This is a genomic window from Citrobacter sp. RHB20-C16 (assembly GCF_013890155.1).
In the GTDB taxonomy this organism is placed as follows: domain Bacteria; phylum Pseudomonadota; class Gammaproteobacteria; order Enterobacterales; family Enterobacteriaceae; genus Citrobacter_A; species Citrobacter_A amalonaticus.
In genome coordinates this window covers 1,539,862-1,566,829 of the sequence record NZ_CP057630.1, presented here as the reverse complement: position 1 = coordinate 1,566,829, position 26,968 = coordinate 1,539,862, and the positions used below count along the sequence as shown (strand labels likewise).

Genomic DNA, 26,968 nt, shown 5'->3' with positions numbered 1-26,968 from the left:
TGGCCGGAAGGCGCAGAACCTTCCGGTCGGCAATCAGACCAGACGTTCGTTGATCGTGGCGTCATCCCGTTTACGCGATACCATTGCATGCTGGAGAAGTACGCCACCGCAGGCCACAATCCCTCCCAACAGTGCCGCCAGCACGACCACGATCATTCTACCCGGCCCCTGTTTTTTCACCGGTAATGAAGGCTTAAGCTGATATTTGAACGGCGAAAATTTCACGTCCTGAACATTGACGGACTCCAGTTGTTCAACATAATACTGCCGGTTTTTTAGCTCCGCATTCAGTTCAGCCACATCCGTGACTGATTTTTCAATCTCCAGCTTTCGCTGGATCCCATCAGCGCCCAGAGAAATAGAAAAATCAGGATCGTCTTTCACCGCCTGGCCATTACTGTAAACCGGCTTTTTAATTCCGGCGGCATTTGCAATCTCCAGAGAATAATTGAGTCGTTGAATATTGGTATCCAGCTGATTTTTAAGTTTGACGCGCTCCAGAGCCAGACGCTCTTTCTCAAAGCGGGTTTTAACCTCCAGCTGATTGCGAATATTTTCCAGCGAGTCCTGCACGACTATCTCAGAAATAAACTGGATATAGCCCGCCAGTACCTGTTGCGCCTCTTCTTTGGCTGGAGCCGTAAAACTCAGCACCCATGACGTGTACAGTGCTGTTTCATTTTTCTTTCCGACATTGCTGTCTACCGCGCTCATCTTTTCGCTCAGCGCGACAATGGCCCGATGCAGATCCAGTTCATCGATTTTCGCCCCTTTTAACTGCTCCATCACATACGGTGACGAGCGTAAATATTGCTCCAGCAGTGAAGTAGACTGAAATTTCTTGATGAAGAGATTGAAGGTACTGTTACGATCCACACTGACATCGACATCCAGAACCCGTAATCCCGTCAGCGTTCTTTGCAGATCCTGCCACTGAATTGACTCAGCTGGCGTCACCACCGCTTCGCTGGTCCAGCGTTGTGGCAAAAAGAAAGTGACAAATAACCCCACGCACGCAAAGGCGAGCGTGCACACGATAATGCGTTTTTTAGCCTGCCATAAAATATCAATCAGATTTACTAAATCGATTTCATTATGCTGAGTGTGAGGCAACGGAAAATCAGTAAGTTCCGTATTTTTACCCTGCTGAATATTAAGTGACGGCATACTAAATGTCCCGCTACATGTTCCATGACTATATTCCCTATTAACAGCGTAACAAACACTCTGACCATTCCGAAATGTTAATTCAATAATGAGGCTAATTTCGGAATTTAACCTCTGGAGATAATATTCCGAATGCAATAAACTAATATTATAAATAACCCCCGTGTCCATGAACCGTCGTCACGGGGGAAATAGTTAATCAAAACATTAATCAGCGATGTGCATATTTATTACAGCATGCGGCAATGATCGGACCAATATTTTCAAAGGCTGACGGAGAGATAATCTCCACATGCGCGCAGTCCTGGCGATACACATCCAGTTCCGCGATCCACGGCGCCCAACTACGCTCCGGACTTACGCCTTCCGGCAGGGTGCGCTCAGCAACAAACAACGTCGCGCGCCCATCAAAGGGAACGCTGTGCGCGCTGGTCAGTAAGCGAACCGCATCAGCGTAGTTCCCTTCAATAGTGCTAAACAATTCGCCAGAGGCGTTCCCCTGCTGCGCGGCCAGAAAGGCTTCCCGCTCGCGATCAATCTCCGCCAGCACTTCCGGATCGAGTCCATTGGCCTCTTTCTCTGACCAGTTTTGCGTTTCCGGCGGCCAGGTATCCAGCAGGCCGAGGAAGGCGACGGTTTCCCCCCGCATCCGCAGACGTGCGGCAATGCCGTGTGCCAGCGTGCCACCGAGAGAATAGCCCAACAGGTAATACGGGCCATGCGGTTGTTGTTCAAGGAGCGTCGCCAGATGGTGTTCGCAGACCGCGTCCAGATCGGCTGCCGTCTGCATCGGCCCTTGCGGACGCGGCGACTGAATACCGGTAATGGCCCATTGCGGACTGAGATAGCGCGACAGTACGCTAAACTGCCAGGCAAACCCTGATGCCGGATGGAAACAAAATAGCGTTGGGCCGTCGCTTTTGCGTAACGGTAGCAGCGTTTCAAACCCCAGACGCTGTGCCTCTGCGTCATCGTCTGTATCCAGCAGCGCCGCCAGTTGCGCGACCGTCGAGGCCACCATGACCTGCCCCGGCGTCACCTGACGGGAGAAAGTCCGACTCAATTGCGCCGCCAGCTTCATGGCCAGTAGCGAATGGCCGCCCAGCGCAAAGAAATCGGCCTCAACGTCATTGACGTCACAGTCCAGCAGCTCACTGAATGCCTTCGCCACCGTTGTTTCACTGCCTGGCTGCGGGGCTCTTCCTTTGGTTCGTGACGTTAATTCCGGCATCGGTAGCGCTTTACGATCCAGCTTACCGTTGGCGCTGAGCGGCAGTTGCGCCAGCTGCAACAGCACCACTGGCACCATATGCGGCGGGAGTTTTTCCCGCAGCTGTGCCTGGAGCGAGGGGATATCAAGCGGAAGCCCTGACTGCGAGACCAGATACCCCACCAACTGGCGGGCATCGCCCCCTGTTGCCGCCGCCTGATTAAAGACGCAGGCGTGAACCACCGCCTGTTCAACATCAGGCAATGCCTGCATCACACGATCGATCTCGCCCAGTTCGATACGCTGACCGCGGATCTTGAGCTGATTGTCACTGCGTCCCAGATACTCAACAGCACCATTATCCAGCCAGCGCGCAACGTCTCCGGTACGGTACATCCGCTCTCCCGGCGCAAATGGATCGGCGATAAAGCGACTTGCCGTGAGGTCCGGTCGGCCAAGATAGCCCTGCGCGAGCTGGATGCCGGTCAGATAGAGATCGCCCGCCACGCCAACAGGAACCTGATGCATCATCGCGTCGAGGATACGCAACCCGGTATTCCATACCGGGAAACCAATCGGTACGCTGCTACCAGTAACATTTGCCAGTTCATCCCCCCAGGCCGGATACCAGCTGACATCAACTGCTGCCTCCGTTGGACCATACAAATTATGTAACGGCGCATGCGTCAGCCGTGCCCATTCGCGGCATAAATCAGCAGGTAAGGCTTCTCCGCTGCAAAAGACATGCTGTAACGTTGCGCAACTTTCACCGGCGCTCTCAGGCGTCAGCGACGCGACGAATGCCGCCAGCATCGACGGCACAAAATGGGTCGTCGTCACCCCGTAATGGGCAAAGAAACGCTGCATGGCCAGCGGATCGCGATGCGCTTCCGGTTCCGCCATCACCAGCTTCGCCCCGGCGATAAACGGCCAGAAGAATTCCCACACCGAGACGTCAAAGCTGCACGGCGTTTTTTGCGCCACCACATCCTTCGCCGTCAGTCCATACTGGTTTTGCATCCACAGCAGACGGTTAACAATGGCGGTTTGCCCGACCATCACTCCTTTCGGTCTGCCCGTTGAACCAGAAGTAAAGATGATGTACGCCGTATGCTGCGGTTGCGATAACCCCAGCGGCGCGCTATCGCCTGCCGATAGCGGTTCGCTATAGCAGAGGCTTTCCAGCCCCGGAATATCGCTAAAGCGTGGTAACTGTTCCACTGTGGTGATCAGCAGTTTCGGCTGCGCGTCTTCCAGCATCATTCGCAGACGATCGTCCGGATAACCGGTGTCTAATGGCAGCCATGCCGCACCAGCTTCAACAATTCCGTGCAGCGCCAGCGTCAGAAATACAGAGCGCGGTAAGGCCACCGCGACGCTGTCGCCCGGCTGCACGCCGTGTTCACGCAGCACACCGGCGAGCGCCACCACCTGCTCGCGCATTTCGCGGTAGCTGAAATCATAGCGGGCATCCGCCAGCGCGGGCGCGTCCGGCGTTCTGCTCGCCTGTTCCGCCACCAGCGCACTGAGCGTCGTGGACGGGACCTCAACCGCCGTGGCGTTGATCTGCGCCATCTGCTGATATTCAGCTGGAAGCAGCAGATCGGCATCACCACAGCACAGGGCTGGGTTGGCGGCAAATTGTTCGATCAGCGCCATCAGACGCAGCGCATGCTGTTTGAGCGTTGCTTCATCATAACGTTGTTGGTTGGCGAGAAGCTCAATGCTCAGCCCGCCGCCTTCATCCGGGAACAGTGCCAGTTCAAGATCGTTAACCGGTCCCGTCGCCAGCGTATGAGTTTGCGCCGTGACGCCCGGGATCTCCAGTTGATAATCGAAAACTTTGACGTTAAGCACCGGGCCAAACAGCGGCTCTTCTCCGGCCGCCCGGCCACTGTCACGGACGATTTGCTCCGCATCATAGCGCTGATGACGGCGCATTTTCTTAAGCTGAGCGGACAGTCGTTTTGCCAGTTCTGGCAGTTTTTCTGCTGCATCAATACGCACGCCCAGCGGTAACACGTTGAGCACGGGGCCGGTGGCGGTCAGCGCCGCCGATCCCATGCGACGCATAAAGATAAAGCCTGCCGCGTATTCCATCCGGCTGCACAGCCGTCCCAGCCAGAGCGCTACCAGCGCCAGCGCCAGATCGGTTCGCTGCACGTCTGGCAGTTGCGCCGCCAGGTGGCGAAACGCGCCTTCCGCAGCGTTAAACTTCATGCGGTAAATGTCAGACGTCGCCGCCCGTCCCGGCAACGGTGCGGGTGAAAGCGACGCTGGCGGCGGAAGCTGTTTACGTTGCTCGGCCCAGAACGCACCGTCCCGTTGCCAGGCCTCACTCTGACGATACTGCTGATACTCTTCCACCACCCCGGCAAACGGCGTGAAGGATGAGTCAGGTGTCGCGTCACCCCGAAGCCATGCGCTGTAAATCGCAGCTATCTGGCGGGTAATTGCCGGGAAACTGAAACCATCGACCAGTAAATGATGATAGCGCTGATACCAGTACCACTGGTCGTCACCAACCTGGATCAACTGATGATGCACCAGCGGCTTGCCGCCATCGACGCGCAGATTTTGCTGCAGATCGGCCTGCATCAGCGCCAGCGCGGCGTCATGCGGGTTCGCCGCGGTGCGGAGATCGCAAATCTGCGGCTCAGCAAACGTAAAGGCGTCATCAACCCATTGCCAGACGTCGCCGTTATCCTCAGTAAAACGCATCCGCAAGGTATCGGCCTGCTGTAGACCGGTGACGACTGCACGCGCCAGTCGTTGCGCATCCAGTTCACCGGTTAACGCCACATAATGTGCGACGCTCCAGGCGGAAGGTAATGTGGAGAGTTTTTCGGCCATCCAGATGCCGGGCTGTGCGGCGACAAGCGGTAAACGACGGCTCATTGCGCCTCCTGCGAAACGGCATAATAACCGGGAATTAACGTGGTCCAGTGACGCGCCAGCCACTGCTGGCAGGCTTCCTGAGACTGCGGTTCGCATACCACCAGCCAGCCAGCAGGTAATGCGCAATGCTGCGGCCAGAGGCTAAACTGCTGCTGCGAATTTTGCAGAATGTAAAACTGTCCCTGCGGATTATCGAAGGGATTACTGAATTCCATACTCAACTCCTGTCGTGGAAAATCGCTCGCTCAGAGCAGCGGCGTCCAGAGGTCGATCAACCCCTGCGTCAGTCCGCCACGCCAGCAAAGCGCATCATGTCCGCCGTCAACCTGACGCCAGAAAACCGACTGCTGTGTCGTCTGTAGTTGTGTGTAGAGCGCCTGATTCGCGCGCAAGATAACCGGCTCGCGGACTCCCGCCTCGAGAACAATCCGTAGTCCCTTCGCGGACAGCGTGCCGGCGCGGAGTTGCTCAATAATCAGCCCGTTCTGTTGACCGCCACGATGGGGCCACCAGTAAGAACCGGACTGGCTGAGCACGCAGCCAAAGCGTTCCGGCCAGTGCAACCCGGCAAACAGCGATGACAACCCGCCAAAACTTTGCCCTGCAACGATCGTGCGTTCAGGACGATCGCTGAAGGGTGCGGCGCGCCGGACCTGCGGTAATAACTCGTGTTGAACCGCCAGCCAGAAATCCGCGTTGCAGGGAAGTTCACGGCTGCGATGTGTGGTATCGATGGCATCAATAAGCAGATACACCGCCGGTGGAAGTTGCCCCCGCTGAGTGAGTGAAGTGAGCGCAGGCCAGACGGGCATGCTCTGCGCCCAGAATTGCCCGTCGAGGAGAACCGCCAGGGGGCGTTCATCCGGCTGCGCATCACCGGTCGTAAAGACCCATACCCGACGCGTATTACCCAGACGCGCGCTATTCCATTGCAGAACCACCGGCGACGACACTGGCGTTTGTGGGGAGTCCCAGCCCGGTTGCGCAGGGGCGTGCGGCATCTCAAGCGCAGATACGGCGTGCCCTCGTCCCCCTTTCCAGCTCAACGGATTAAGTGGATCGGCAATCGCCTGTGGCAGCAGCTGCCGCCAGCCTTCGCGCAACGCCGCGCGATCCAACACGCCATCAGTCTTCAACGAGGCAAATGACTCCTCCTGCGTTGAGGGAATAAAGCAGTAGCTGCCGCGCCAGTTAGCGCTTAACACGGTCTGCCACTGCCAGACATCCGTTCCGGCAATACGCTGCATCGTCTGAGGAAAGACATTCTGGTGATGATCGGTAACGCCCGTGATGTATACCCAGACTCGCTGAATGGCTGAGTGAAATTCACTCCCCTGCGGATCGCGCCACCAAAAGGTCACCCGGTAATTTCCGTCTGCTTCACGCGTCCATTGCGGACCGTTTTTTGACTGCCACCAGGCCTCGCTGCCTACCGTTAACGCCGTCACCGTCATAACCTCATGTTTATTGTGATTTTTTTCATTGTTTTATGAAATATATTGATAATATTATTGATAACTATTTGCATTTGCAATAGCGTATTGACGCGCCGTGGGAAGCGCGAACAGTTTTTAACCAACCGCGCTGCGGGCTTTTCTGGAACGGAGGGTTTTCGCAGAGGCGGGCGACATCGGGCCGGATACCGATCTCAGGTGTCTGGTACACGTGGCTAAAGAAAAGCAGGAAAGACAATGAACAAGAAGATTCATTCCCTGGCCTTATTGGTCAACTTAGGGATTTACGGGGTAGCGCTGCCCGCAATGGCAGAAGAAACCGCTGATAGCACCGCCGTCTCTCATGAAGATACTATTGTGGTTACCGCCGCCCAGCAGAACTTGCAGGCGCCTGGCGTGTCGACTATCACCGCAGATGAAATTCGCAAAAACCCTCCCGCTCGCGACGTCTCTGAAATCATTCGTACCATGCCAGGCGTTAACCTGACCGGTAACTCGACCAGCGGCCAGCGCGGCAATAACCGTCAGATTGATATTCGTGGGATGGGTCCAGAAAACACCCTAATCCTGATTGACGGTAAACCGGTGACCAGCCGTAACTCCGTACGCCTTGGCTGGCGCGGTGAACGCGATACCCGTGGCGATACGTCCTGGGTGCCGCCGGAGATGATCGAACGCATTGAAGTCCTGCGCGGGCCTGCGGCTGCACGTTACGGTAATGGTGCCGCCGGCGGCGTAGTAAATATCATCACCAAAAAAGGCAGCAACGAGTGGCACGGCTCCTGGAATACCTATTTCAACGCACCGGAACACAAAGAGGAAGGCGCAACCAAACGCACTAACTTTACCCTCAACGGTCCGCTGGGCGGGGATTTCAGTTTCCGCCTGTTCGGTAACCTGGATAAAACGCAGGCCGATGCGCGCAACATCAACCAGGGCCATCAGTCTGAACGTACCGGTACTTATGCCGACACGCTGCCAGCCGGTCGTGAAGGCGTTATCAACAAGGACGTTAACGGTGTGGTGCGTTGGGACTTCGCGCCGATGCAGTCTATTGAACTGGAAGCCGGCTATAGCCGTCAGGGTAACCTGTATGCCGGGGACACGCAGAACACCAATACCAACCAGTTGGTGAAAGATAACTACGGCAAAGAGACTAACCGTCTCTACCGTCAGAACTACTCGCTGACCTGGAACGGCGGTTGGGATAACGGTGTCACCACCACCAACTGGGTGCAGTACGAACATACCCGCAACTCCCGTACGCCGGAAGGGCTGGCGGGCGGTACGGAAGGGATCTTCGATCCGAAAGCGTCACAGAAATATGTTGATGCCGACCTGAACGACGTCACGTTGCACAGTGAAATCAGCATGCCGTTCGATTTGCTGGTTAACCAGAATCTGACGCTGGGCACTGAATGGACCCAACAGCGCATGAAGGATATGCTCTCCAACTCGCAAACCTTTATGGGCGGGGATATTCCAGGCTCCAGCAGCACCGACCGCAGCCCTTATTCAAAAGCGGAAATTTTCTCGCTGTTCGCTGAGAACAACATGGAGCTGACTGACAGCACCATGCTGACGCCGGGCCTGCGTTTCGATCACCACAGCATCGTGGGCGACAACTGGAGCCCATCGCTGAATCTGTCACAGGGTCTGGGCGATGACTTCACCCTGAAGATGGGCATTGCGCGGGCGTATAAAGCGCCAAGCCTGTATCAGACCAACCCGAACTACATTTTGTACAGTAAAGGCCAGGGCTGCTATGCCACGGGTGCCGCGACCGGTATCGGCTGTTACATGATGGGTAACGACGATCTGAAAGCAGAAACCAGCATCAACAAAGAGATTGGCCTTGAGTTCAAACATGATGGCTGGCTGGCAGGGGTGACCTGGTTCCGCAACGATTATCGCAACAAGATCGAAGCCGGTACGGTACCGATGAGCCGTACGTCTATCACCAACAAAGGCAAAACCACCTACACCGATATCTATCAGTGGGAGAACGTACCTAAAGCGGTCGTGGAAGGGCTGGAAGGGACGCTGAACGTACCGGTTAGCAACACCGTTAACTGGACCAACAACATCACTTACATGCTGCAGAGTAAAAACAAAGAGACCGGCGAACGCCTGTCGATAATTCCGGAGTACACGCTGAACTCAACGCTGAGCTGGCAGGTACATCAGGATGTTTCTCTGCAATCCACCTTTACCTGGTACGGCAAACAGGAGCCGAAGAAATACGATTATCAGGGCAAACCGGTGACCGGTTCAGATAAACAGTCTGTCAGCCCCTACAGCATTGTGGGTCTGAGCGCGACCTGGGACGTGACCAAAAATGTCAGCCTGACCGGCGGCGTGGATAACGTCTTCGACAAACGTTTGTGGCGTGAAGGTAATGCGCAAACGACCGGTAGCACGACCGATGTCTCTTATATGCGTGGCGCTGGCGCGCACACCTATAACGAACCGGGTCGTACGTGGTACATGAGCGTTAACACCCACTTCTGATGTCCACTCCCCTCCTCCGTGCGGAGGAGGGGTTTCGGTTTTAATGACACGATGCAGACAACGCACTCCTCTCTCATTCTGGCTCACCACACCTTGCATGGTGTGACGTTTGAACCAGACACCTTCCACGAACACGATCTGCTGTGGCTGCCTCATCATGCGCAACTGGCACGTGCCGGACGTAAACGTAAAGCCGAACACCTGGCCGGTCGTATTGCCGCCGTTCAGGCGCTACGTGAGTGGGGTCATAAAAACGTGCCGGGAATGGGTGAACAACGACAACCGTTATGGCCGGAAGGTCTGTCTGGCAGCATCAGCCACTGCGCCACTACCGCGCTGGCGGTGGTTTCCCACCAGCCAGTGGGAGTTGATATAGAAGCGATATTCACAGCGCAAACGGCGGCTGAGCTGGCAGGCAGTATCGTCACAGAAGCAGAAAAAGTTCGGCTGGCAGGGAGCGGATTACCCTTTGAACAGGCGCTCACGCTGGCATTTTCCGCCAAAGAGAGCGCCTTTAAGGCAACCCCAAAACGCTCGCAGGCAGGCTGCGGATTCATGCATTATCACATTCTCGACGTTCAGCATGACCAGATGAGGTTACAGGCCTTCGACCAGATCTGGCATGTGCAGTGGCTCGTAAAAAATAGCCATGTCATTACCGTGGCAACGGGTTAACCCTCACAGCATTTCCCGGGCCTGGGCCGCAATCGACTGGGCATCGAAACCGTGGTGCTGGCGCATCCAGTTGCGATCTGCTGCCGCAGCGTATTCACCATCCGGGATCCCTAAGCGCTTCAGAACCGCCCCTGTGCCGCCTTCCGCCAGGACTTCCGCCACCAGGCTTCCCAGTCCACCGTTGATATTATGTTCTTCAACGGTAATCACCGCTTTACAGTCTTTCACTGCTGCTAACAAAGCTTTGGTATCGCACGGACGAATGGACGGTACACTCACCACCGTCGCCTGAATACCGGAGTCGGCTAACAGCGCGGCGGCATCGACAATTTCGTGGACCGTAGAGCCCGTCGCCACCAACGCCAACACATCGCCTTCACGTAACGTCACCACGGCACCCGGCACAAACTGATAGCTCTCGTCATGCAGTTCCGGGAGCGCCTTTCCGTCCATGCGAATATACACCGGCCCCTGATAGCCAATGGCATAGTCGATAATCTGCCGACATTCTCGTGGTGAAGAGGGGGCGAAAATCTGAATATTGCCAAATCCACGCATAATAGCGATGTCGTCGATCGCGTGGTGCGTACTCGCCAGCGGACCATAGCTGGCCCCCGCGTTCAGACCAAACAGCTTCACGTTGGTATTGTTGTAGCAAACGTCAACTTTGATTTGCTCATTAGCGCGAGAAATCAGGAAAGGCGCCGCGTTACAGGTGACCGCAACCTTGCCGCCGAGCGCAAGCCCTGCCGCTGTCCCGACCATACTTTGTTCGGCAATCCCCACGTTGACCAGTCTGTCAGGGAACTGCTTAATGAAGGGGCCAATTTTCGCGGTGGAGGTTGAGTCAGCCACAACCGGCACCAGATCAACACCCTTTTCAACTGCATCGATAAACGCCTGAACCATGACGTTCGCGAGATGTTCTGCATTACTCATCTTTCAACTCCTCCAGCGCCAGTTCAATCTCTTCGCCTTTCGGCACCCGGTGGTGCCACTCTGGACGCCCCTGGATAAACGAAATACCCGCGCCTTTTATGGTATTGGCAATCACCACATTAGGTTTCCCTTCCTGTTTCAGTCCTTCCAGCGTACTGACGACCGACGCCATATCATTTCCCTGACATTCGGTTACCTGCATGCCGAAGGCACGCCATTTATCCGGGAGCGGATCGGTATTCATGATTTCACGCGTGGGTCCGGCCAACTGGAGATTATTCTTGTCATTAATGATCACCAGGTTATCGAGTCCATAATGCGCAGCCGCGAGCGCAGCCTCCCAGTTGCTGCCTTCCGCCAGTTCACCATCGCCGGTAATTAAAAAGATACGGCGTGCACTGTTGCTTTTCTTCGCGGCCAGCGCCAGTCCCACCGCAACAGGCAAACCGTGGCCCAGCGCGCCGGTGTTCAGTTCAATACCCGGCGTTTTCTGCCGTACCGGGTGGCCCGGAAGATGAGAGTTGGCGTGCTGGTAGGTGCTCAGCCAGTCAACAGGGAAAAAACCGGCCTCAGCCAGAACACAGTAGTAGCAACCTACCGCATGACCTTTGGACTGGATGTAAATGTCCCGTTCCGCATCGTCGATACGATCCGGCGCGACATTCAAAATTCGGAAATAGAGCGCGGTGAGCAATTCAACCTGGGAGAGGTCCGCACCGGTATGCCCTCCTGCAGGGCTGTAGGCGTTTAATTTGACGATGTGACGGCGCACCGCTCGCGCAGTGCGCTCAAGAGTCTGGATATCATAGTGCCAGGGATTCATTTAACACCTCTGAATTTATTTTCAATATGGAATATTTATTCCACCAGGGACTAAAAAAACCAGAAATCCCTTTGCTTCGCATCACACGGCTTACGCCACGGCATCTTACTCAGGAACATTCTGCCTCCTCACCGCGACCACATTGACGTCGGGAACAATCAGTTGACCTGAAATCACCATGAATATATATTCACAAATGATTCTTTATTCAATTATGCAACCACATTCTCGTATTTGTCCATCCCTGTTTTTGAGGATTGACTAAAGTTAGAGCTTTATCACACTTACCTGCCTTTTGTTTTCGCGTATGATAAAAGTCTCTAAGATAATGGCTGTACGTAAATGATTTTCGGGGAAATATATGGCTAAGCAGGACGAACAACGGCTATTGGTTAAAATCGCCACCCTTTACTATCTTGAAGGACGCAAACAGTCCGATATTGCTCAACTTCTCTCGCTTTCTCAGTCGTTTATCTCCCGAGCCATCACCCGCTGTCAGAAAGAAGGGGTGGTAAAAATCAGCGTCGTACAGCCCTCAAATATCTTTCTGAACCTTGAGAAAGGGATCGAAGATCGTTACGGACTCAAACAGGCAATCGTGGTGGATACCGAAGACGATGCTACGGACCATAGCATCAAACGCGCCATTGGTTCCGCCGCCGCCCACTATCTTGAAACCCGCCTGCGGCCCAAAGATCTGGTGGGCGTCTCCTCATGGAGTTCAACCATCCGGGCGATGGTTGACGAAGTGCATACCCAGAATCTGAAAGCGGGTGGCGTGATCCAACTCCTCGGTGGCGTCGGGCCAAACGGCAATGTGCAGGCGACTATTTTAACCCAGACGCTGGCACAACATCTTAACTGCGAGGCCTGGCTGCTCCCTTCACAAAGTATTGAGGGATCGGTTGAGGAGAAAAATAGGCTGATCGCCAGCAAGGATGTCGCCGAGGTGATCTCGCGTTTCGATAATGTCGATATCGCCATTGTGGGGGTGGGAATTCTGGAACCATCCCAGTTGCTTAAGACGTCGGGTAACTACTACCACGAAGATATGCTCCAGGTATTGGCCGATCGCGGTGCCGTGGGAGATATCTGCCTGCACTACTACGACAAAAACGGTGAGCCGGTCTTACAGGATGATGAAGATCCGGTCATTGGCATGGCGCTCGAGAAAGTCAAAAAATGCCCCAACGTCGTGGCACTGGCGGGGGGAACGGACAAAGTTGCCGCCATCAAAGGGGCGCTTAACGGCGGTTATATCGACGTGTTGATCACGGATTATCCTACCGCGCGCATGCTAGTCACAGCCTGAACTCTCTTCCTCTTCGGTCTTTGCGTAAAACGGACTCAACGCAAAGACCGTGTAAAAATCCCTATATTTCAATAAACTGAAAGGATTCACCTCTGCGTTAATTTCGTACAAACCTGATATTCTTCCCGTTGTGTAAGTGTGATTCCCAGCACAATTGATGATTTTTTCTATAGCCCAACTGAAAGATTCTGGCTAAGGTATTAAATAAATAGTCAGCATCGAATATATATTCAAGACATTAAAAATACACGATGTCACAAACAAGCCTGATTAAGTAAAGACGCGACAGCAAGGGAGTCCCTCTTCCCTTCAACGCCGGGACGCAATGTGACTCAGGAGATAATCAATCTATGTGTGCAGCAACGAAAGAGTTCATCATTGCGCTGGATGAAGGGACTACCAACGCGAAAGCCATAGCACTGGACGCACAGGGTCAGGTGGTCGCCAAATTTTCTCAACCGCTGGCCATTCAGACGCCGCGTGAAGGTTGGGTTGAGCAATCCGGCGAGGTATTGATTGATGCATCACTCGATGTGATTGCGAAAGCGATCAATCATGTTGGCGCCGATAACGTCGCGGCTCTGGCAATCAGTAATCAGCGTGAAACCGCCATTGGCTGGTATCGCCAGACGGGCAAACCGCTGAATTCCGCCATCACCTGGCAGTGCACGCGCAGTGCGGCGTACTGTGAAGAACTACGCCACGCCGACAAAGAACACCTGATTAAAACAACGACTGGCCTGCCGATTGCACCGCTTTTTTCCGCCTCTAAAATGCGCTGGCTGCTGGAGTCGGTAGCCGATGGCTCGCGGCTCGCGGCCCAGGGAAAAATCTGTCTGGGGACCATCGACAGTTGGCTGCTGTGGAATTTAACCGGCGGCGAGGCTTTCTGCTGCGACTACTCTAACGCGGCCCGCACCCAATTGCTCAATCTGCACACCGGGCAGTGGGATGACACCATGCTGGAACTGTTCCACATCCCCCGCGCCGCCTTACCGGAAATTAAACCCTCCAGCGGATTATTTGGCTATACCCGCGGCTTGAACGGTATTGCGGATGGTATCCCGGTGATGTCGATGGTTGGTGACTCGCACGCCGCGCTGTTTGGTCACGCCCTCGGCGAGATGGGGTGTGTCAAAGCCACTTACGGCACCGGATCCTCCGTGATGGCGCCGGTGACCTCAGCCCAGTGCGATAGTGGCGCGCTGGCGACGACCATTGCCTGGCACGATGGTGAGAAGATTATTTACGGCCTGGAAGGCAACATTCCACACACGGGCGATGCGGTGGCGTGGATGGCTGATAGTACCGGGCTGAGCGAACTGTCTGACGCCGAACTGGCTCATGAACTGAATACGCTTCCCGCTTCCGTTGAGTCCACCCTGGGCGTGTACTTCGTCCCGGCATTAACCGGGCTCGGCGCCCCCTGGTGGGATGACAGCGCGCGCGGCGTGATCTGCGGGCTGAGTCGCGGCGTTAAGCGTGCCCATCTGATCCGCGCCGCCCTGGAGTCGATTACCTATCAAATCGCCGATGTCGTGGTCGCCATGCAACAGCATGAGGACTTTAGCGTGTCGGCACTGATGGTCGACGGCGGCCCGACAAAGAATGACTGGTTAATGCAATACCAGGCAGACCTGCTGGGCTGTCCGGTGATGCGCAGCGATGTGCCTGAGTTGTCGGCTATTGGCGCCGCGTTACTGGCACGCAAAGCGCTCCATCCCGGCTCGCTCACTGATTTAAAAGCCTTTTTAACCGTACACAGCGCATTTCAGCCCGACATGGCTCGCCATCATCGCCTGCAAAAAAGATGGCAGGAGTGGCGCAATGCGGTGAACAGAACACGATGGAAACCGGCCCCGTCCGCCTGACGCCTCACCAGGGAAGATGCGTGACACCCCTATTCATTAACAGAAGGAGAACCCCGGACCATTAGCCCTGTTTTACAAGAATTCATGCTTTACGTTGTTTCACCGTACCCGACAATAACAACACAGAGAGAACATTGTCATGAAATTACGTTTAACGCTGTTAACCGCTGCAACCCTGACTGCTTTGTCTTTTTCTGCCCATGCGGCAGAAAAAGGGACAATTATGATTATGGTGAATTCACTGGATAATCCGTATTACGCGTCAGAAGCCAAAGGCGCCAGTGAAAAAGCCCAGGAGTTAGGCTACAAAACCACCATTTTGTCGCACAGTGAAGATGTCAAAAAACAGAATGAATTGATTGATACCGCTATCGGCAAAAAAGTTCAGGGCATCATTCTGGATAATGCGGATTCAACGGCCAGCGTCGCCGCCATTGAAAAAGCGAAGAAAGCCGGTATTCCCGTCATATTAATCAACCGCGAAATTCCCGTAGATGATGTGGCGCTGGTGCAAATTACCCATAATAACTTCCAGGCAGGTTCTGAAGTTGCCAACGTTTTTGTTGAGAAAATGGGGGAAAAAGGGAAATACGCCGAGCTGACTTGTAACCTCGCCGATAATAACTGCGTTACCCGTTCTAAATCTTTCCACCAGGTGATTGACCAGTTCCCGGATATGGTCAGCGTCGCCAGACAAGATGCTAAAGGGACGCTTATCGACGGTAAGCGAATTATGGACAGTATTCTGCAAGCCCACCCGGATGTGAAAGGCGTCATCTGCGGTAACGGTCCTGTTGCGCTGGGTGCTATCGCCGCGTTGAAAGCCGCAAACCGCAATGACGTTGTGGTCGTCGGTATCGATGGTAGCAACGATGAACGCGATGCGGTGAAAGCCGGTACCTTACAGGCTACTGTCATGCTGCAGGCACAGGCGATCGCCGCACAGGGCGTGACCGATCTGGATAACTACCTGCAAAAAGGCGTGAAACCAGAGAAACAACGCGTCATGTTCCGCGGCATTCTCATCACCAAAGATAACGCAGATAAAGTACAGGATTTCAATATCAAGTCCTGATCTCGGGTAGTTGCGCCTCTGCGGAGGCGCAGAGGAGAACATTATGTCTAAAAAAGCCTGGCTGGCGCTGGTGGTATTGACCGTGGGCGGATGCCGCATTGTCTCGCAGCAGGAGCTTGCGGATCTGAAATCTCCGCCAAATCCCCATATGGCCAATATAGACCAGACGTGGCAAAACAAAATTGTGCCGCAAATTGTTGGGCAGGCTCGTCCGGTGGCAGATTTAATGGCTGCGTTACAGGCCGAGAAAGACTTCGATAGCGCCTGTAAAAAACTGGGCTATCGTTCTCAGGAAGAGAACCCCTGCATTTTTTACGTAAAGGTTGAAGGCAATATTGGCACGATCGATACCGCTTCCCGGAGTGGAAAAATGACCATCGCGGACAAAAGCGGCAGCAATATTATTGTTCAGATTGGTCCAACATTACGCGGTACGCAATTACGTGATGCTTATAAGGGCGCGACTTACGGCGATTTTAACGACCAGGTGTTATTTGGCGAGTATGGTCGCGCCATTAACGACCAGGCGATAAAAATGATTCAGACGGCCCAACTTAAAACCGGCGAATCGGCGCAAGTGTACGGTGTATTTTCCGCCTGGGATATTCCTCAGACGGTCCCTGATATTACGCCCGCAAAAATTGAACCTGCAGGAGGACAATAACATGCAACAGCAAGATATCGTCACTCCCCAACCCGTCGAATCGGAAGTCATTATCGAAACCCGCAGCCTGTCTCGTGTCTATCCTGGCGTGGTGGCATTAGATAACGTCAATTATCGGGTATATCGGAATAAAGTGAATGTTCTGATCGGAGAAAATGGTGCGGGTAAATCCACCATGATGAAAATGCTTGCTGGTGTCGAAACTCCATCCTCCGGTGAAATTTTTCTGGATGGTACGCCTGTTTCTATGAATTCGACGCATCAGGCTGAAAAATTGGGTATCAGTATTATTTTTCAGGAGTTGAATTTATTCCCGAATATGAATGTCATGGATAATATTTTCATGGCTAACGAGTTTTTTCAGAAAGGGAAAATTAACGAAAAATACCAGTACGCGTTGGCACAAAGCCTTCTAAAGCGACTGGAACTGGATGTTGATCCATACACGCCCTTAGAAGAACTGGGGATCGGCCACCAGCAACTGGTCGAGATTGCCCGCGCGCTCTCAAAAGATACGCGCGTCTTAATCATGGATGAACCCACCTCTGCGCTGAGTCAGTCTGAAGTCAAAATCCTGTTCAACGTGATTGAGCAACTCAAACGACGCGGCGTCACCATTATCTATATTTCCCATCGGCTGGAAGAGCTCATGGAAATTGGCGACTACATCACCATTTTCCGCGACGGTCACTTTATCAGCGAGCGTCCGGTCAGTGATGCCAGCATTCCGTGGATCATCGAACAGATGGTGGGCGATAAGAAAAAACACTTCGATTATCAACCGGCTCCGCAAGGCAATACGGTTCTCGACGTGCGAGGGCTGACCGCGCTTCACTCCAGCGGCGGCTATAAGCTCAATGACGTGTCGTTCAGCCTGAATAAAGGCGAGGTGATTGGGATCTACGGTCTGCTGGGTGCCGGACGCACCGAGTTGTTCAAAGGACTGGTGGGTCTGATGCCCTGCCAGAGCGGTAGCATTCAACTCAACGGTGAGTGTATCGATAAAGCCCACTTTCAGTCTCGACTTAAGAAAGGGCTTGCGCTGGTGCCGGAAGATAGACAGGGCGAAGGCGTCGTTCAGATGATGTCGATTCAATCCAATATGACGCTCTCTGACCTCAGTCTGCAGGGTTTTCGTCGGGCCTGGAAATGGCTGAATCCGCATAAAGAGCAGACCAGCGTGAAGGAGATGATTCAGCAACTTGCCATCAAAGTCAGCGATCCTGCATTGCCCATCACCTCACTCAGCGGTGGAAACCAGCAAAAAGTGGTACTGGGTAAAGCATTGATGACACAGCCGCAGGTAGTGTTCCTCGATGAACCGACCCGCGGCATCGACGTAGGGGCGAAAACCGACGTGTATCACCTTATCGGCAAAATGGCGCAACAGGGGCTGGCAGTGATGTTTTCTTCATCAGAGCTGGACGAAGTGATGGCGCTGGCGGACCGTATTCTGGTGATGGCTGATGGCCGGATCACCGCTGATGTCCCCCGTCATGCAGTCACCCGCGAGAAGTTGATCGCGGCTTCTACACCGCAAGATTAATCAGGCTGGAATCCATCATGAACCAGAAATATATGATTTACATGTACCTGCTGAAGGCCAGAACGTTTATCGCGCTGCTGCTGGTCATCGCATTCTTCAGCGTGATGGTACCGAATTTCCTGACCACATCTAACCTGCTGATTATGACCCAGCACGTTGCGATTACCGGCTTACTGGCAATTGGAATGACGCTGGTGATCCTCACCGGGGGCATTGACCTGTCGGTCGGCGCCGTTGCAGGCATCTGCGGCATGGTGGCGGGAGCATTACTCACCAATGGCTTGCCCATCTGGGGCGGTAACATCATCTTCTTCAACGTAGCGGAAGTGATCCTCTGTGTCGCCATCTTCGGCGTTCTCGTCGGGTTCGTAAATGGCGCCGTCATCACCCGCTTTGGTGTGGCTCCTTTCATTTGTACTCTCGGCATGATGTACGTTGCCAGGGGATCTGCCCTGCTGTTTAACGACGGTAGCACCTACCCCAACCTTAACGGTATGGAAGCGCTGGGAAATACCGGTTTTGCTACGCTGGGTTCCGGCACGCTGCTCGGGATTTACCTGCCAATCTGGCTAATGATTGCCTTCCTGGTGTTGGGCTACTGGATCACCACCAAAACCCCGCTTGGCCGCTATATCTACGCGATCGGCGGTAACGAATCCGCAGCGCGTCTGGCCGGTGTGCCGATCGTCAAAGCGAAAATTTTCGTGTACGCCTTCTCCGGGTTGTGCGCTGCCTTTGTTGGGTTGATTGTCGCGTCTCAGCTACAAACAGCGCACCCGATGACCGGCAACATGTTTGAGATGGACGCCATCGGCGCCACCGTCCTGGGCGGAACCGCGCTCGCTGGCGGTCGCGGACGGGTATCCGGTTCTATCATCGGGGCCTTCGTCATCGTCTTTCTGGCCGATGGCATGGTGATGATGGGCGTCAGCGATTTCTGGCAAATGGTCATTAAAGGTGTCGTTATCGTCACCGCCGTGGTTGTCGACCAGTTCCAGCAAAAGCTACAGAACAAAGTCATTCTGATGCGTCGCCATGAAGAAAAGCAGACGACAGCACCCTCAGCGAATACCGTATCCAGTTAAGTAGCATCACTCCGCCGGGCATCACCTGTCCGGCTTATACAGGGGAAAGAAATATGCAACGTGATTTTCATGGTAAGACGGTCGTCATCACCGGGGCATGCCGGGGAATTGGCGCAGGTATCGCCGAACGTTTCGCCCGGGACGGCGCAAACCTGGTGATGGTCTCCAACGCGGAGCGCGTTCACGAAACGGCAGAGCAACTGCGCCAGCGCTACCAGGCTGATATTTTATCTTTGCAGGTTGATGTCACTAACGAAGAGCAGGTACAGGCGCTGTATGAGCAAGCCGCTGCGCGCTTTGGCACGATTGACGTCTCCATCCAGAACGCTGGTGTGATCACCATCGATTACTTTGACCGGATGCCAAAAGCTGATTTTGAAAAAACCCTTGCCGTCAATACCACAGGGGTGTGGCTCTGTTGCCGGGAAGCGGCGAAATATATGGTGAAACAGAACCATGGCTGTCTGATTAACACCTCTTCCGGTCAGGGACGTCAGGGCTTCATTTACACCCCGCACTATGCCGCCAGCAAAATGGGGGTGATTGGTATCACGCAGAGCCTGGCGCATGAACTGGCCCCGTGGAACATCACCGTTAACGCCTTCTGTCCAGGGATCATCGAAAGCGAAATGTGGGATTACAACGACCGCGTATGGGGCGAGATCCTCAGTACCGATGAAAAACGCTATGGCAAAGGTGAACTGATGGCGGAGTGGGTTAAGGGCATCCCCATGAAACGCGCCGGTAAACCCGAGGACGTCGCCGGACTGGTCGCCTTCCTGGCCTCTGACGATGCGCGCTATCTTACCGGACAAACCATCAATATTGATGGTGGCCTGATTATGTCGTAATACCCGCCAGGGTATTGATGAAGAGAGTTATCACTATGATCGCAAAAGATTTTTCTCAACAACTGTTTAACCTGCAAGGACGCGTCGCTTTCGTCACGGGCGCTGGTAGCGGCATCGGTCAGACCATTGCCTGGGCGCTGGCCAGCGCGGGTGCACGGGTCGTCTGTTTTGATCTGCGTGAAGACGGCGGATTGAAAGAGACCGCTAATCATATCGACGCGATGGGGGGGCAGTCGGCGCTCTATACGGGAGATGTTCGTCAGCTTAGCGACCTTCGCGCCGCCGTTGCCCTGACCAAAGAACGGTTTGGTCGTCTGGATATCGCGGTGAACGCCGCCGGTATTGCCAACGCTAACCCGGCCCTGGAAATGGAAAGCGAACAGTGGCAGCGCGTTATCGACATCAACCTCACGGGCGTCTGGAACTCCTGCAAAGCGGAAGCGGAACTGATGCTCGAATCCGGCGGCGGATCTATCATCAACATCGCCTCCATGTCCGGGATCATCGTCAACCGAGGCCTTGAACAGGCGCATTACAATAGTTCTAAAGCGGGGGTTATTCACCTTTCGAAGAGCCTGGCAATGGAATGGATTGAGAAAGGCATTCGTGTGAACTCCATCAGCCCGGGATACACCGCCACGCCGATGAACACCCGTCCAGAGATGGTTCATCAGACACGTGAATTTGAAAGTCAGACACCAATACAGCGCATGGCAAAAGTGGAGGAGATGGCAGGTCCGGCGCTGTTCCTCGCCAGCGATGCGGCTTCGTTCTGTACTGGCGTCGATCTCGTTGTGGATGGCGGATTTATCTGCTGGTAGACAGATAATCGCCCGCAGCCAGGACGGACTGCGGGCGAGGTGCTTAAGCGGGTGCCGTCTCATCCAGACCTGACTCGCGGATATGCGGGGATAACTCCCCGCATAACGGCTACTTCTTCGTTTAGCTCGTCCTACATGCCCGGGAACAACACGCCATTTCCTGGCGCTTCGCGATCCAGATGAATGAAGTTCAGATGACGTTCGTACTGGTCGAGGATATCGGTAATCACCTGCTCTTTGCTGTAGTCCATCAGGTCATTGCCCTGGCTGCCTTCCAGCAGGAAGGTCTCCAGCCGGTAATAGGTCGATTTCCCGCTGCGCGCACGGTAGGTGAAACCAGGCACGGCATACTGCTGAGGCCAGATCTGGTAGATAAAGTTACGTTCATCGCCCATATGCACCAGCAGGTCGAGGTGACCAAGATTGTCCCCTTCTTCTGGCGGCATACTTTGCAGTTCCACCCTCGCGCCACGCAACCGCAGCTCCTGCGCGACCTCTTCCATCGCCGGATAACAGACTGTTTTCATCATCTCGCGGGTGTAGCGTGTGCCGGGATAGTTCATCAGGCGTGACAGACGTTTTTTCCAGCTCAACCGATCCTGCACGCCCATGGGACGCGGCGCGGTATGGCGGCTGGCGCTCTCGCGGCGATAATCTTCTACCTTGAGCGATTTATACAACCCGGCCATCACAAAGAAAATCACAAAGCTGAACGGCAGGCCCATGATCACCGTGGTGTTCTGCAGGGCTGAAATTCCGTTCGTCATCAGCATTCCCAGGGTCAGCAGCCCGATGGCCACCGACCAGAAGATACGGATCCAGTTTGGCGCATCGCTGTTGATATCCTTCAGCTTCGAGGTGAAGTTTCCCAGCACCAGCGCGCCGGAATCGGCTGACGTCACATAAAACAGCAGACCGGTAATGGTAGCGACGGAAGCGCTAAACGTGAATGCCGGATATTGTGCCAGCAGGCTATAGAATCCGCGCTCCGGATGCACCATCGCTTCCTGGGCAAATCCCGCATCGCCGTGGATAATTTCATACAACGCGCTGTTGCCGAACACCGACAGCCACAGCAGAGTAAAGGTGAACGGAATAATCAACGTACCGAAGACAAACTGACGGATGGTACGCCCACGTGAGATCCGCGCGAGGAACAGACCGACAAACGGCGACCATGCCACCCACCACGCCCAGAAAAATAGCGTCCAGTTATTCATCCACTCAACCGGACGATCAAAGGCAAAGCTGTTGAGCGTCATCCCCATAAAGCGATTCACATAGTCGCCCACATTGAGCACCAGCGCGTTGAGCAGGAACGAGGTGTCGCCCATAAACAGCACAAACAGGATCAGCCCCAACGCCAGCAGAACATTAAGCTCTGAAAGTACGCGGATGCCCTTATCCACCCCGGAAGTGACCGAAATCGTGGCGATCACCACCGACAAGACAATCAGCGCTGCTTTCGCCGCCATCGAATCCGGGATATCAAACAACACGCTCAGACCGTAGTTGAGCTGAACCACACCAATACCCAGCGTCGTGGCGATACCAAAAATAGTTCCGATGACAGCGGCGATATCGACACTGTGTCCAATCGGTCCGTTGATGCGTTTACCGAAGATCGGATACAGCGCAGAACGGATGGTCAGCGGCAGGTTATAGCGGTAGCTGAAGTAACCCAGCGCCATGCCCATCAGGGCATACATCGACCAGCCGGTCAGGCCGTAGTGGAACAACGTCCAGACCATCGACTGGCGCGCCGCTTCAATGGTCTGCCCTGCCCCTTCTGGTGGCTGCATATATTGCGTCACCGGCTCCGCCACAGAGAAGAACATCAGGTCGATACCAATCCCGGCGGCGAAGAGCATGGCCGCCCAACTGAGCAGGCTGAACTCCGGTTTCGACTGTTCCGGGCCGAGCTTTACCGAGCCAAAACGCGAACAAGCAATGAAAACAACAAAGACGATGTACAGCGTGGCCGCCAGCAAATAGTACCAGCCAAAGGTTTGCGAGACCCAGTTCAGGGTCCGGCCAATCCAGACGGCGGAGAAATCACTAAAAAAGAGGGTGGTCAGGGAAAACAACAAAATCAGCCCGGCGGAGGTGTAAAACACCACCGGATTGATTTTGTCCTTTTCTCTGCTCTGCGGAAGGTCTGACATCAATTATCCTCACTTTTCTTGTAACTATTTGAAATCAAATTCGCAACAATTAAGACACATTTATATTGAACGTTCAATCAATAAAAGGTTAAATACATAAACATTACTGATGAATGGAGCCGCAACATGCCCAAACTGGGGATGCAAACCCTTCGGCGCAGACAGCTGATCGACGCTACGCTGGAAGCGATTAATGAAGTCGGGATGCACGATGCGACGATTGCGCAAATCGCCCGTCGTGCCGGTGTTTCAACCGGGATCATTAGCCATTACTTTAAGGATAAGAATGGATTGCTGGAGGCAACGATGCGCGACATCACCAGCCAGCTGCGTCATGCCGTTTTGCATCGACTCCATGCATTACAGGGAGCACGCGCCGAGTTGCGATTGCGCGCCATCGTGGCGGGAAACTTTGACGAGACCCAGATAAGCCACGCCGCAATGAAGGCCTGGCTGGCATTCTGGGCCAGCAGCATGCACCAGCCGATGCTGTATCGCCTGCAACAGGTCGCCAGTAAACGTCTGTTGTCGAACATTGTGTACGAATTTATGCGCGAACTGCCGCGTGAACAGGCGCAGCAGGCAGGCTATGGCCTCGCGGCGCTGATCGACGGGCTGTGGCTACGCGCCGCACTAAGCGGTAAGCCGTTTAATCTCAGTCTTGCGCAGGCGCTGACCACCCATTTCATCAGTCAGCACTTACCCAAAAGCCACTGACTCACCGAGGAGAATGCATGTCCCGAATGGCAGAACAACAGCTTTACATTGATGGTGGCTATACCGCCGCCACCAGCGGTCGGACTTTCGAGACGATCAACCCTGCCAGTGGCGAGATTCTGGCTACCGTACAGGCCGCAGGCCGTGAGGATGTCGACCGCGCGGTAAAAAGCGCTCAGCGCGGACAAAAAATCTGGGCGGCGATGACCGCCATGGAACGCTCGCGCATTCTGCGCCGGGCAGTGGAGATTCTGCGCGAACGCAATGATGAACTGGCGAGACTGGAAACGCTGGATACCGGCAAACCGTTCAGCGAAACCGCCAGCGTCGATATCGTCACCGGCGCAGACGTACTGGAATACTACGCCGGGTTGATTCCCGCGCTGGAAGGGAGCCAACTCCCGCTGCGCGAGACCGCGTTCGTCTACACCCGCCGCGAGCCGCTGGGCGTTGTCGCCGGGATTGGCGCATGGAACTACCCGATTCAAATCGCGCTGTGGAAATCCGCACCGGCGCTGGCGGCGGGTAATGCGATGATCTTCAAACCCAGCGAAGTCACCCCGCTGACTGCCCTGAAGCTGGCAGAAATCTACAGCGAAGCCGGCCTGCCGGACGGCGTCTTTAATGTCCTGCCGGGCGAAGGCGCAGAAACGGGCCACTATCTGACTGACCATCCGGGCATCGCCAAAGTGTCCTTCACCGGCGGCGTCACCAGCGGTAAAAAAGTGATGGCAAACGCGGCCGCCTCGTCGCTGAAAGCGGTGACGATGGAGCTGGGCGGCAAATCGCCGCTGATCGTTTTCGAGGATGCTAACGTTAATCTCGCCGCAGACATCGCGATGATGGCAAATTTCTATAGCTCCGGTCAGGTCTGCACCAACGGAACCCGCGTGTTCATTCCGGCGCGGATGAAAAGTGCGTTTGAGCAGACCATTTTGTCCCGCGTGGCGCGGATCCGCGCAGGCGATCTGTTTGATCCCGCCACCAATTTTGGCCCGCTGGTCAGCTTTGCGCATCGCGAAAACGTCCTGCGCTATATCGAAAGCGGTAAAAAAGAAGGTGCAACGCTGCTGTGCGGCGGAGAGGTACTGACGGGAAACGCGTTCGATGAGGGAGCCTGGGTCGCGCCAACGGTGTTTACCGACTGCCGCGACGACATGACCATCGTGCGCGAGGAAATCTTCGGACCGGTGATGTCCATTCTGACATACGAGAGTGAAGACGAAGTTATTCGTCGCGCCAACGACACTGATTACGGTCTGGCGGCGGGTGTGGTCACTCAGGATCTCAACCGCGCCCATCGCGTCATCCACCAGCTTGAAGCAGGGATCTGCTGGATCAACACATGGGGGGAATCCCCTGCCGAAATGCCGGTTGGCGGCTACAAACATTCCGGTATTGGCCGCGAAAATGGCCTGATGACGCTTCAAAGCTACACCCAGGTGAAGTCCATCCAGCTCGAGATGGCCCCCTTCCAGTCCGTATTTTAACCAGGAGGTTTCATTGCATTTTGACTACATCATTATTGGTGCCGGCTCTGCCGGTAACGTACTGGCTACACGACTGACAGAAGACAGCAATACCACCGTCCTGCTGCTGGAAGCGGGTGGCCCGGATTACCGTGCGGATTTCCGTACCCAGATGCCGGCGGCACTCGCCTTTCCGCTACAGGGAAAACGCTACAACTGGGCCTACGAAAGCGAACCCGAACCGCATATGAACTACCGCCGGATGGAATGCGGACGCGGAAAAGGGCTCGGTGGCTCGTCTTTGATTAACGGCATGTGCTACGTGCGTGGCAATGCGATGGATCTCGACAACTGGGCGCAAGCACCCGGGCTCGAACACTGGAGTTACCTCAACTGCCTGCCCTATTACCGTAAAGCAGAAGCGCGCGATATTGGTGCCAATGACTATCACGGCGGCGACGGCCCGGTCAGCGTGACCACCTCAAAACCGGGCGTGAATCCGCTCTTTGAAGCGATGATCGAGGCGGGCGTTCAGGCAGGCTATCCGCGGACAGACGACCTGAACGGCTATCAGCAGGAAGGTTTTGGCCCAATGGATCGTACCGTCACGCCTCAGGGACGGCGCGCCAGCACCGCGCGAGGCTACCTGGATCAGGCGAGAAAACGCCCTAACCTCACCATTGTGACCCATGCGCTGACTGACCACATCGTCTTTGACGGCAAAAAAGCCGTCGGCGTGGAGTGGCTGGAAGGCGACAGCACGATCCCGACCCGCGCCAGGGCAAACAAAGAAGTGCTGCTGTGCGCAGGGGCGATTGCTTCGCCGCAGATCCTGCAACGCTCCGGCGTGGGTGATGCTGCGTTACTAAAGGCTTTTGCGATCCCGCTGGTTCACCACCTGCCCGGCGTCGGGGAAAATCTGCAGGATCATCTTGAAATGTACCTGCAATATGAGTGTAAAGAGCCCGTGTCGCTTTACCCCGCTCTGCAATGGTGGAATCAGCCGAAGATTGGTGCTGAATGGCTGTTTGGCGGAACCGGTATCGGCGCGAGTAATCACTTCGAAGCCGGAGGATTCATCCGCAGCCGTGAAGCCTTTGCCTGGCCGAACATTCAGTACCATTTCCTGCCGGTGGCGATCAATTACAACGGTTCTAATGCAGTGAAAGAACATGGTTTCCAGTGCCACGTCGGGTCAATGCGCTCGCCGAGCCGCGGTCACGTCCATCTGAAATCCCGCGACCCACGCGAACATCCGGCAATTCTGTTTAACTACATGTCAACAGAACAAGACTGGCAGGAGTTCCGCGATGCGATTCGTATCACGCGGGAAATCATCAACCAGCCGGCGCTGGATAAATTCCGTGGACGAGAGATCAGTCCCGGCATCGCGTGTCAGACTGACGAACAGCTGGACGCATTTGTGCGCGAACATGCGGAGACGGCGTTTCACCCCTGCGGCACCTGTAAAATGGGCTTTGACGAGATGGCAGTGGTCGACGGTGAAGGGAAAGTGCATGGCGTTGAGAATCTGCGCGTCGTGGATGCGTCGATCATGCCGCAAATTATCACCGGCAATCTGAATGCAACGACCATTATGATTGGCGAGAAAATTGCCGATGCCATTCGCGGACGCGCTCCGCTGGCGAAAAGTACAGCGCGTTATTACATGGCAGGCGACGCGCCGGTACGCAAACCGGCGCGACGGTAAGCGT

At 54.8% G+C, this 26,968-nt stretch carries 20 protein-coding genes; 13 read left to right on the top strand and 7 right to left on the bottom strand.

Annotation, left to right across the window (positions count from 1 at the left end; genetic code table 11):
* Window positions 1-33 precede the first annotated feature (33 nt).
* The 4 genes from wzz(fepE) to fes form a co-directional block, all read right to left on the bottom strand.
* Window positions 34-1,167 (bottom strand): LPS O-antigen length regulator Wzz(fepE), encoded by a 1,134-nt coding sequence (gene wzz(fepE) / locus HVX64_RS07480; RefSeq protein WP_044256634.1) that lies wholly within the window; start codon window positions 1,165-1,167, stop codon window positions 34-36.
* 211 nt (window positions 1,168-1,378) lie between these two features.
* Window positions 1,379-5,275, bottom strand: coding sequence for an enterobactin non-ribosomal peptide synthetase EntF (entF, locus tag HVX64_RS07475; protein ID WP_044256636.1), 3,897 nt, complete (start codon window positions 5,273-5,275; stop codon window positions 1,379-1,381).
* On the bottom strand, window positions 5,272-5,490 hold the full coding sequence (locus tag HVX64_RS07470) for an MbtH family NRPS accessory protein (protein WP_044256638.1): 219 nt from the start codon (window positions 5,488-5,490) through the stop codon (window positions 5,272-5,274). The genes entF and HVX64_RS07470 overlap by 4 nt, the downstream gene beginning before the upstream one ends.
* 30 nt (window positions 5,491-5,520) lie before the next feature.
* On the bottom strand, window positions 5,521-6,723 hold the full coding sequence (gene fes / locus HVX64_RS07465; RefSeq protein WP_043001992.1) for an enterochelin esterase: 1,203 nt from the start codon (window positions 6,721-6,723) through the stop codon (window positions 5,521-5,523).
* A 243-nt stretch (window positions 6,724-6,966) separates the two neighbouring features.
* On the opposite strand from fes, the gene HVX64_RS07460 reads away from it, so the two are divergent.
* Together HVX64_RS07460 and entD are read left to right on the top strand one after the other, a co-directional pair.
* Complete coding sequence (locus HVX64_RS07460) at window positions 6,967-9,240, top strand: TonB-dependent siderophore receptor (RefSeq protein WP_044256641.1); 2,274 nt, start codon at window positions 6,967-6,969, stop codon at window positions 9,238-9,240.
* A gap of 51 nt (window positions 9,241-9,291) precedes the next feature.
* Window positions 9,292-9,915 carry an enterobactin synthase subunit EntD gene (entD, locus tag HVX64_RS07455; protein WP_044256643.1) on the top strand — a complete coding sequence of 208 codons (624 nt, stop codon included), beginning with the start codon at window positions 9,292-9,294 and terminating at the stop codon, window positions 9,913-9,915.
* 3 nt (window positions 9,916-9,918) lie between these two features.
* Here the strand turns inward: entD and HVX64_RS07450 are convergent, their stop codons facing one another.
* Entirely contained in the window at window positions 9,919-10,854 is a 936-nt protein-coding gene (locus tag HVX64_RS07450; RefSeq protein WP_044256645.1) for a transketolase C-terminal domain-containing protein, read from the bottom strand.
* Window positions 10,847-11,677 carry a transketolase gene (locus HVX64_RS07445; protein ID WP_044256647.1) on the bottom strand — a complete coding sequence of 277 codons (831 nt, stop codon included), beginning with the start codon at window positions 11,675-11,677 and terminating at the stop codon, window positions 10,847-10,849. Before HVX64_RS07445 ends, HVX64_RS07450 begins: the two co-directional genes overlap by 8 nt.
* A gap of 361 nt (window positions 11,678-12,038) precedes the next feature.
* Here HVX64_RS07445 and HVX64_RS07440 point away from each other — a divergent pair, with 361 nt between their 5' ends.
* The 8 genes from HVX64_RS07440 (at window position 12,039) to HVX64_RS07405 (ending at window position 20,902) form a co-directional block, all read left to right on the top strand.
* Window positions 12,039-12,989, top strand: coding sequence for a sugar-binding transcriptional regulator (locus HVX64_RS07440; protein WP_043001472.1), 951 nt, complete (start codon window positions 12,039-12,041; stop codon window positions 12,987-12,989).
* Between the two features lie 350 nt (window positions 12,990-13,339).
* Window positions 13,340-14,860: an FGGY-family carbohydrate kinase gene (locus HVX64_RS07435; protein ID WP_044256649.1), complete on the top strand. Its 1,521-nt coding sequence runs from the start codon at window positions 13,340-13,342 to the stop codon at window positions 14,858-14,860.
* Window positions 14,861-14,999: 139 nt separating this feature from the next.
* Window positions 15,000-15,935: a D-ribose ABC transporter substrate-binding protein gene (locus tag HVX64_RS07430; RefSeq protein ID WP_043001474.1), complete on the top strand. Its 936-nt coding sequence runs from the start codon at window positions 15,000-15,002 to the stop codon at window positions 15,933-15,935.
* Between the two features lie 43 nt (window positions 15,936-15,978).
* Window positions 15,979-16,599, top strand: a complete 621-nt coding sequence (locus HVX64_RS07425) for a DUF2291 domain-containing protein (protein ID WP_044326852.1) — start codon at window positions 15,979-15,981, stop codon at window positions 16,597-16,599.
* A gap of 1 nt (window position 16,600) precedes the next feature.
* Entirely contained in the window at window positions 16,601-18,145 is a 1,545-nt protein-coding gene (locus HVX64_RS07420) for a sugar ABC transporter ATP-binding protein (protein WP_044256653.1), read from the top strand.
* Window positions 18,146-18,162: 17 nt separating this feature from the next.
* The gene (locus HVX64_RS07415; protein WP_044256655.1) at window positions 18,163-19,230 is read left to right on the top strand and encodes an ABC transporter permease; all 1,068 of its coding nucleotides are present in this window, start codon (window positions 18,163-18,165) and stop codon (window positions 19,228-19,230) included.
* Window positions 19,231-19,283: 53 nt separating this feature from the next.
* Window positions 19,284-20,081 carry an SDR family oxidoreductase gene (locus HVX64_RS07410; protein ID WP_043001478.1) on the top strand — a complete coding sequence of 266 codons (798 nt, stop codon included), beginning with the start codon at window positions 19,284-19,286 and terminating at the stop codon, window positions 20,079-20,081.
* A gap of 35 nt (window positions 20,082-20,116) precedes the next feature.
* A complete protein-coding gene (locus HVX64_RS07405; RefSeq protein WP_044256658.1) occupies window positions 20,117-20,902 on the top strand; it encodes an SDR family oxidoreductase in 786 nt (261 codons plus the stop codon).
* Between the two features lie 131 nt (window positions 20,903-21,033).
* Here HVX64_RS07405 and HVX64_RS07400 read toward each other — a convergent pair whose 3' ends face one another.
* Window positions 21,034-23,067 carry a choline transporter gene (locus HVX64_RS07400; protein ID WP_043001480.1) on the bottom strand — a complete coding sequence of 678 codons (2,034 nt, stop codon included), beginning with the start codon at window positions 23,065-23,067 and terminating at the stop codon, window positions 21,034-21,036.
* Between the two features lie 126 nt (window positions 23,068-23,193).
* Between HVX64_RS07400 and betI the strand changes: the two genes are divergently transcribed.
* From betI to betA, 3 genes are read left to right on the top strand one after another with little or no spacing between them, the layout of a single operon-like run.
* Window positions 23,194-23,784 carry a transcriptional regulator BetI gene (gene betI / locus HVX64_RS07395; RefSeq protein WP_044256659.1) on the top strand — a complete coding sequence of 197 codons (591 nt, stop codon included), beginning with the start codon at window positions 23,194-23,196 and terminating at the stop codon, window positions 23,782-23,784.
* A 17-nt stretch (window positions 23,785-23,801) separates the two neighbouring features.
* Window positions 23,802-25,274: a betaine-aldehyde dehydrogenase gene (betB, locus tag HVX64_RS07390; RefSeq protein WP_044256660.1), complete on the top strand. Its 1,473-nt coding sequence runs from the start codon at window positions 23,802-23,804 to the stop codon at window positions 25,272-25,274.
* A 13-nt stretch (window positions 25,275-25,287) separates the two neighbouring features.
* Window positions 25,288-26,964 carry a choline dehydrogenase gene (gene betA, locus HVX64_RS07385; protein ID WP_044256662.1) on the top strand — a complete coding sequence of 559 codons (1,677 nt, stop codon included), beginning with the start codon at window positions 25,288-25,290 and terminating at the stop codon, window positions 26,962-26,964.
* Window positions 26,965-26,968: the final 4 nt, after the last annotated feature.

Excerpts from the sequence above, each read along its gene's own strand:
- entF (WP_044256636.1), bottom strand. The coding sequence starts at position 5,275 with ATGAGCCGTCGTTTACCGCTTGTCGCCGCACAGCCCGGCATCTGGATG.
- HVX64_RS07470 (WP_044256638.1), bottom strand. The coding sequence starts at position 5,490 with ATGGAATTCAGTAATCCCTTCGATAATCCGCAGGGACAGTTTTACATT.
- HVX64_RS07460 (WP_044256641.1), top strand. The coding sequence starts at position 6,967 with ATGAACAAGAAGATTCATTCCCTGGCCTTATTGGTCAACTTAGGGATT.
- entD (WP_044256643.1), top strand. The coding sequence starts at position 9,292 with ATGCAGACAACGCACTCCTCTCTCATTCTGGCTCACCACACCTTGCAT.
- HVX64_RS07450 (WP_044256645.1), bottom strand. The coding sequence starts at position 10,854 with ATGAGTAATGCAGAACATCTCGCGAACGTCATGGTTCAGGCGTTTATC.
- HVX64_RS07445 (WP_044256647.1), bottom strand. The coding sequence starts at position 11,677 with ATGAATCCCTGGCACTATGATATCCAGACTCTTGAGCGCACTGCGCGA.
- HVX64_RS07440 (WP_043001472.1), top strand. The coding sequence starts at position 12,039 with ATGGCTAAGCAGGACGAACAACGGCTATTGGTTAAAATCGCCACCCTT.
- HVX64_RS07435 (WP_044256649.1), top strand. The coding sequence starts at position 13,340 with ATGTGTGCAGCAACGAAAGAGTTCATCATTGCGCTGGATGAAGGGACT.
- HVX64_RS07430 (WP_043001474.1), top strand. The coding sequence starts at position 15,000 with ATGAAATTACGTTTAACGCTGTTAACCGCTGCAACCCTGACTGCTTTG.
- HVX64_RS07425 (WP_044326852.1), top strand. The coding sequence starts at position 15,979 with ATGTCTAAAAAAGCCTGGCTGGCGCTGGTGGTATTGACCGTGGGCGGA.
- HVX64_RS07420 (WP_044256653.1), top strand. The coding sequence starts at position 16,601 with ATGCAACAGCAAGATATCGTCACTCCCCAACCCGTCGAATCGGAAGTC.
- HVX64_RS07415 (WP_044256655.1), top strand. The coding sequence starts at position 18,163 with ATGAACCAGAAATATATGATTTACATGTACCTGCTGAAGGCCAGAACG.
- HVX64_RS07410 (WP_043001478.1), top strand. The coding sequence starts at position 19,284 with ATGCAACGTGATTTTCATGGTAAGACGGTCGTCATCACCGGGGCATGC.
- HVX64_RS07405 (WP_044256658.1), top strand. The coding sequence starts at position 20,117 with ATGATCGCAAAAGATTTTTCTCAACAACTGTTTAACCTGCAAGGACGC.
- HVX64_RS07400 (WP_043001480.1), bottom strand. The coding sequence starts at position 23,067 with ATGTCAGACCTTCCGCAGAGCAGAGAAAAGGACAAAATCAATCCGGTG.
- betI (WP_044256659.1), top strand. The coding sequence starts at position 23,194 with ATGCCCAAACTGGGGATGCAAACCCTTCGGCGCAGACAGCTGATCGAC.
- betB (WP_044256660.1), top strand. The coding sequence starts at position 23,802 with ATGTCCCGAATGGCAGAACAACAGCTTTACATTGATGGTGGCTATACC.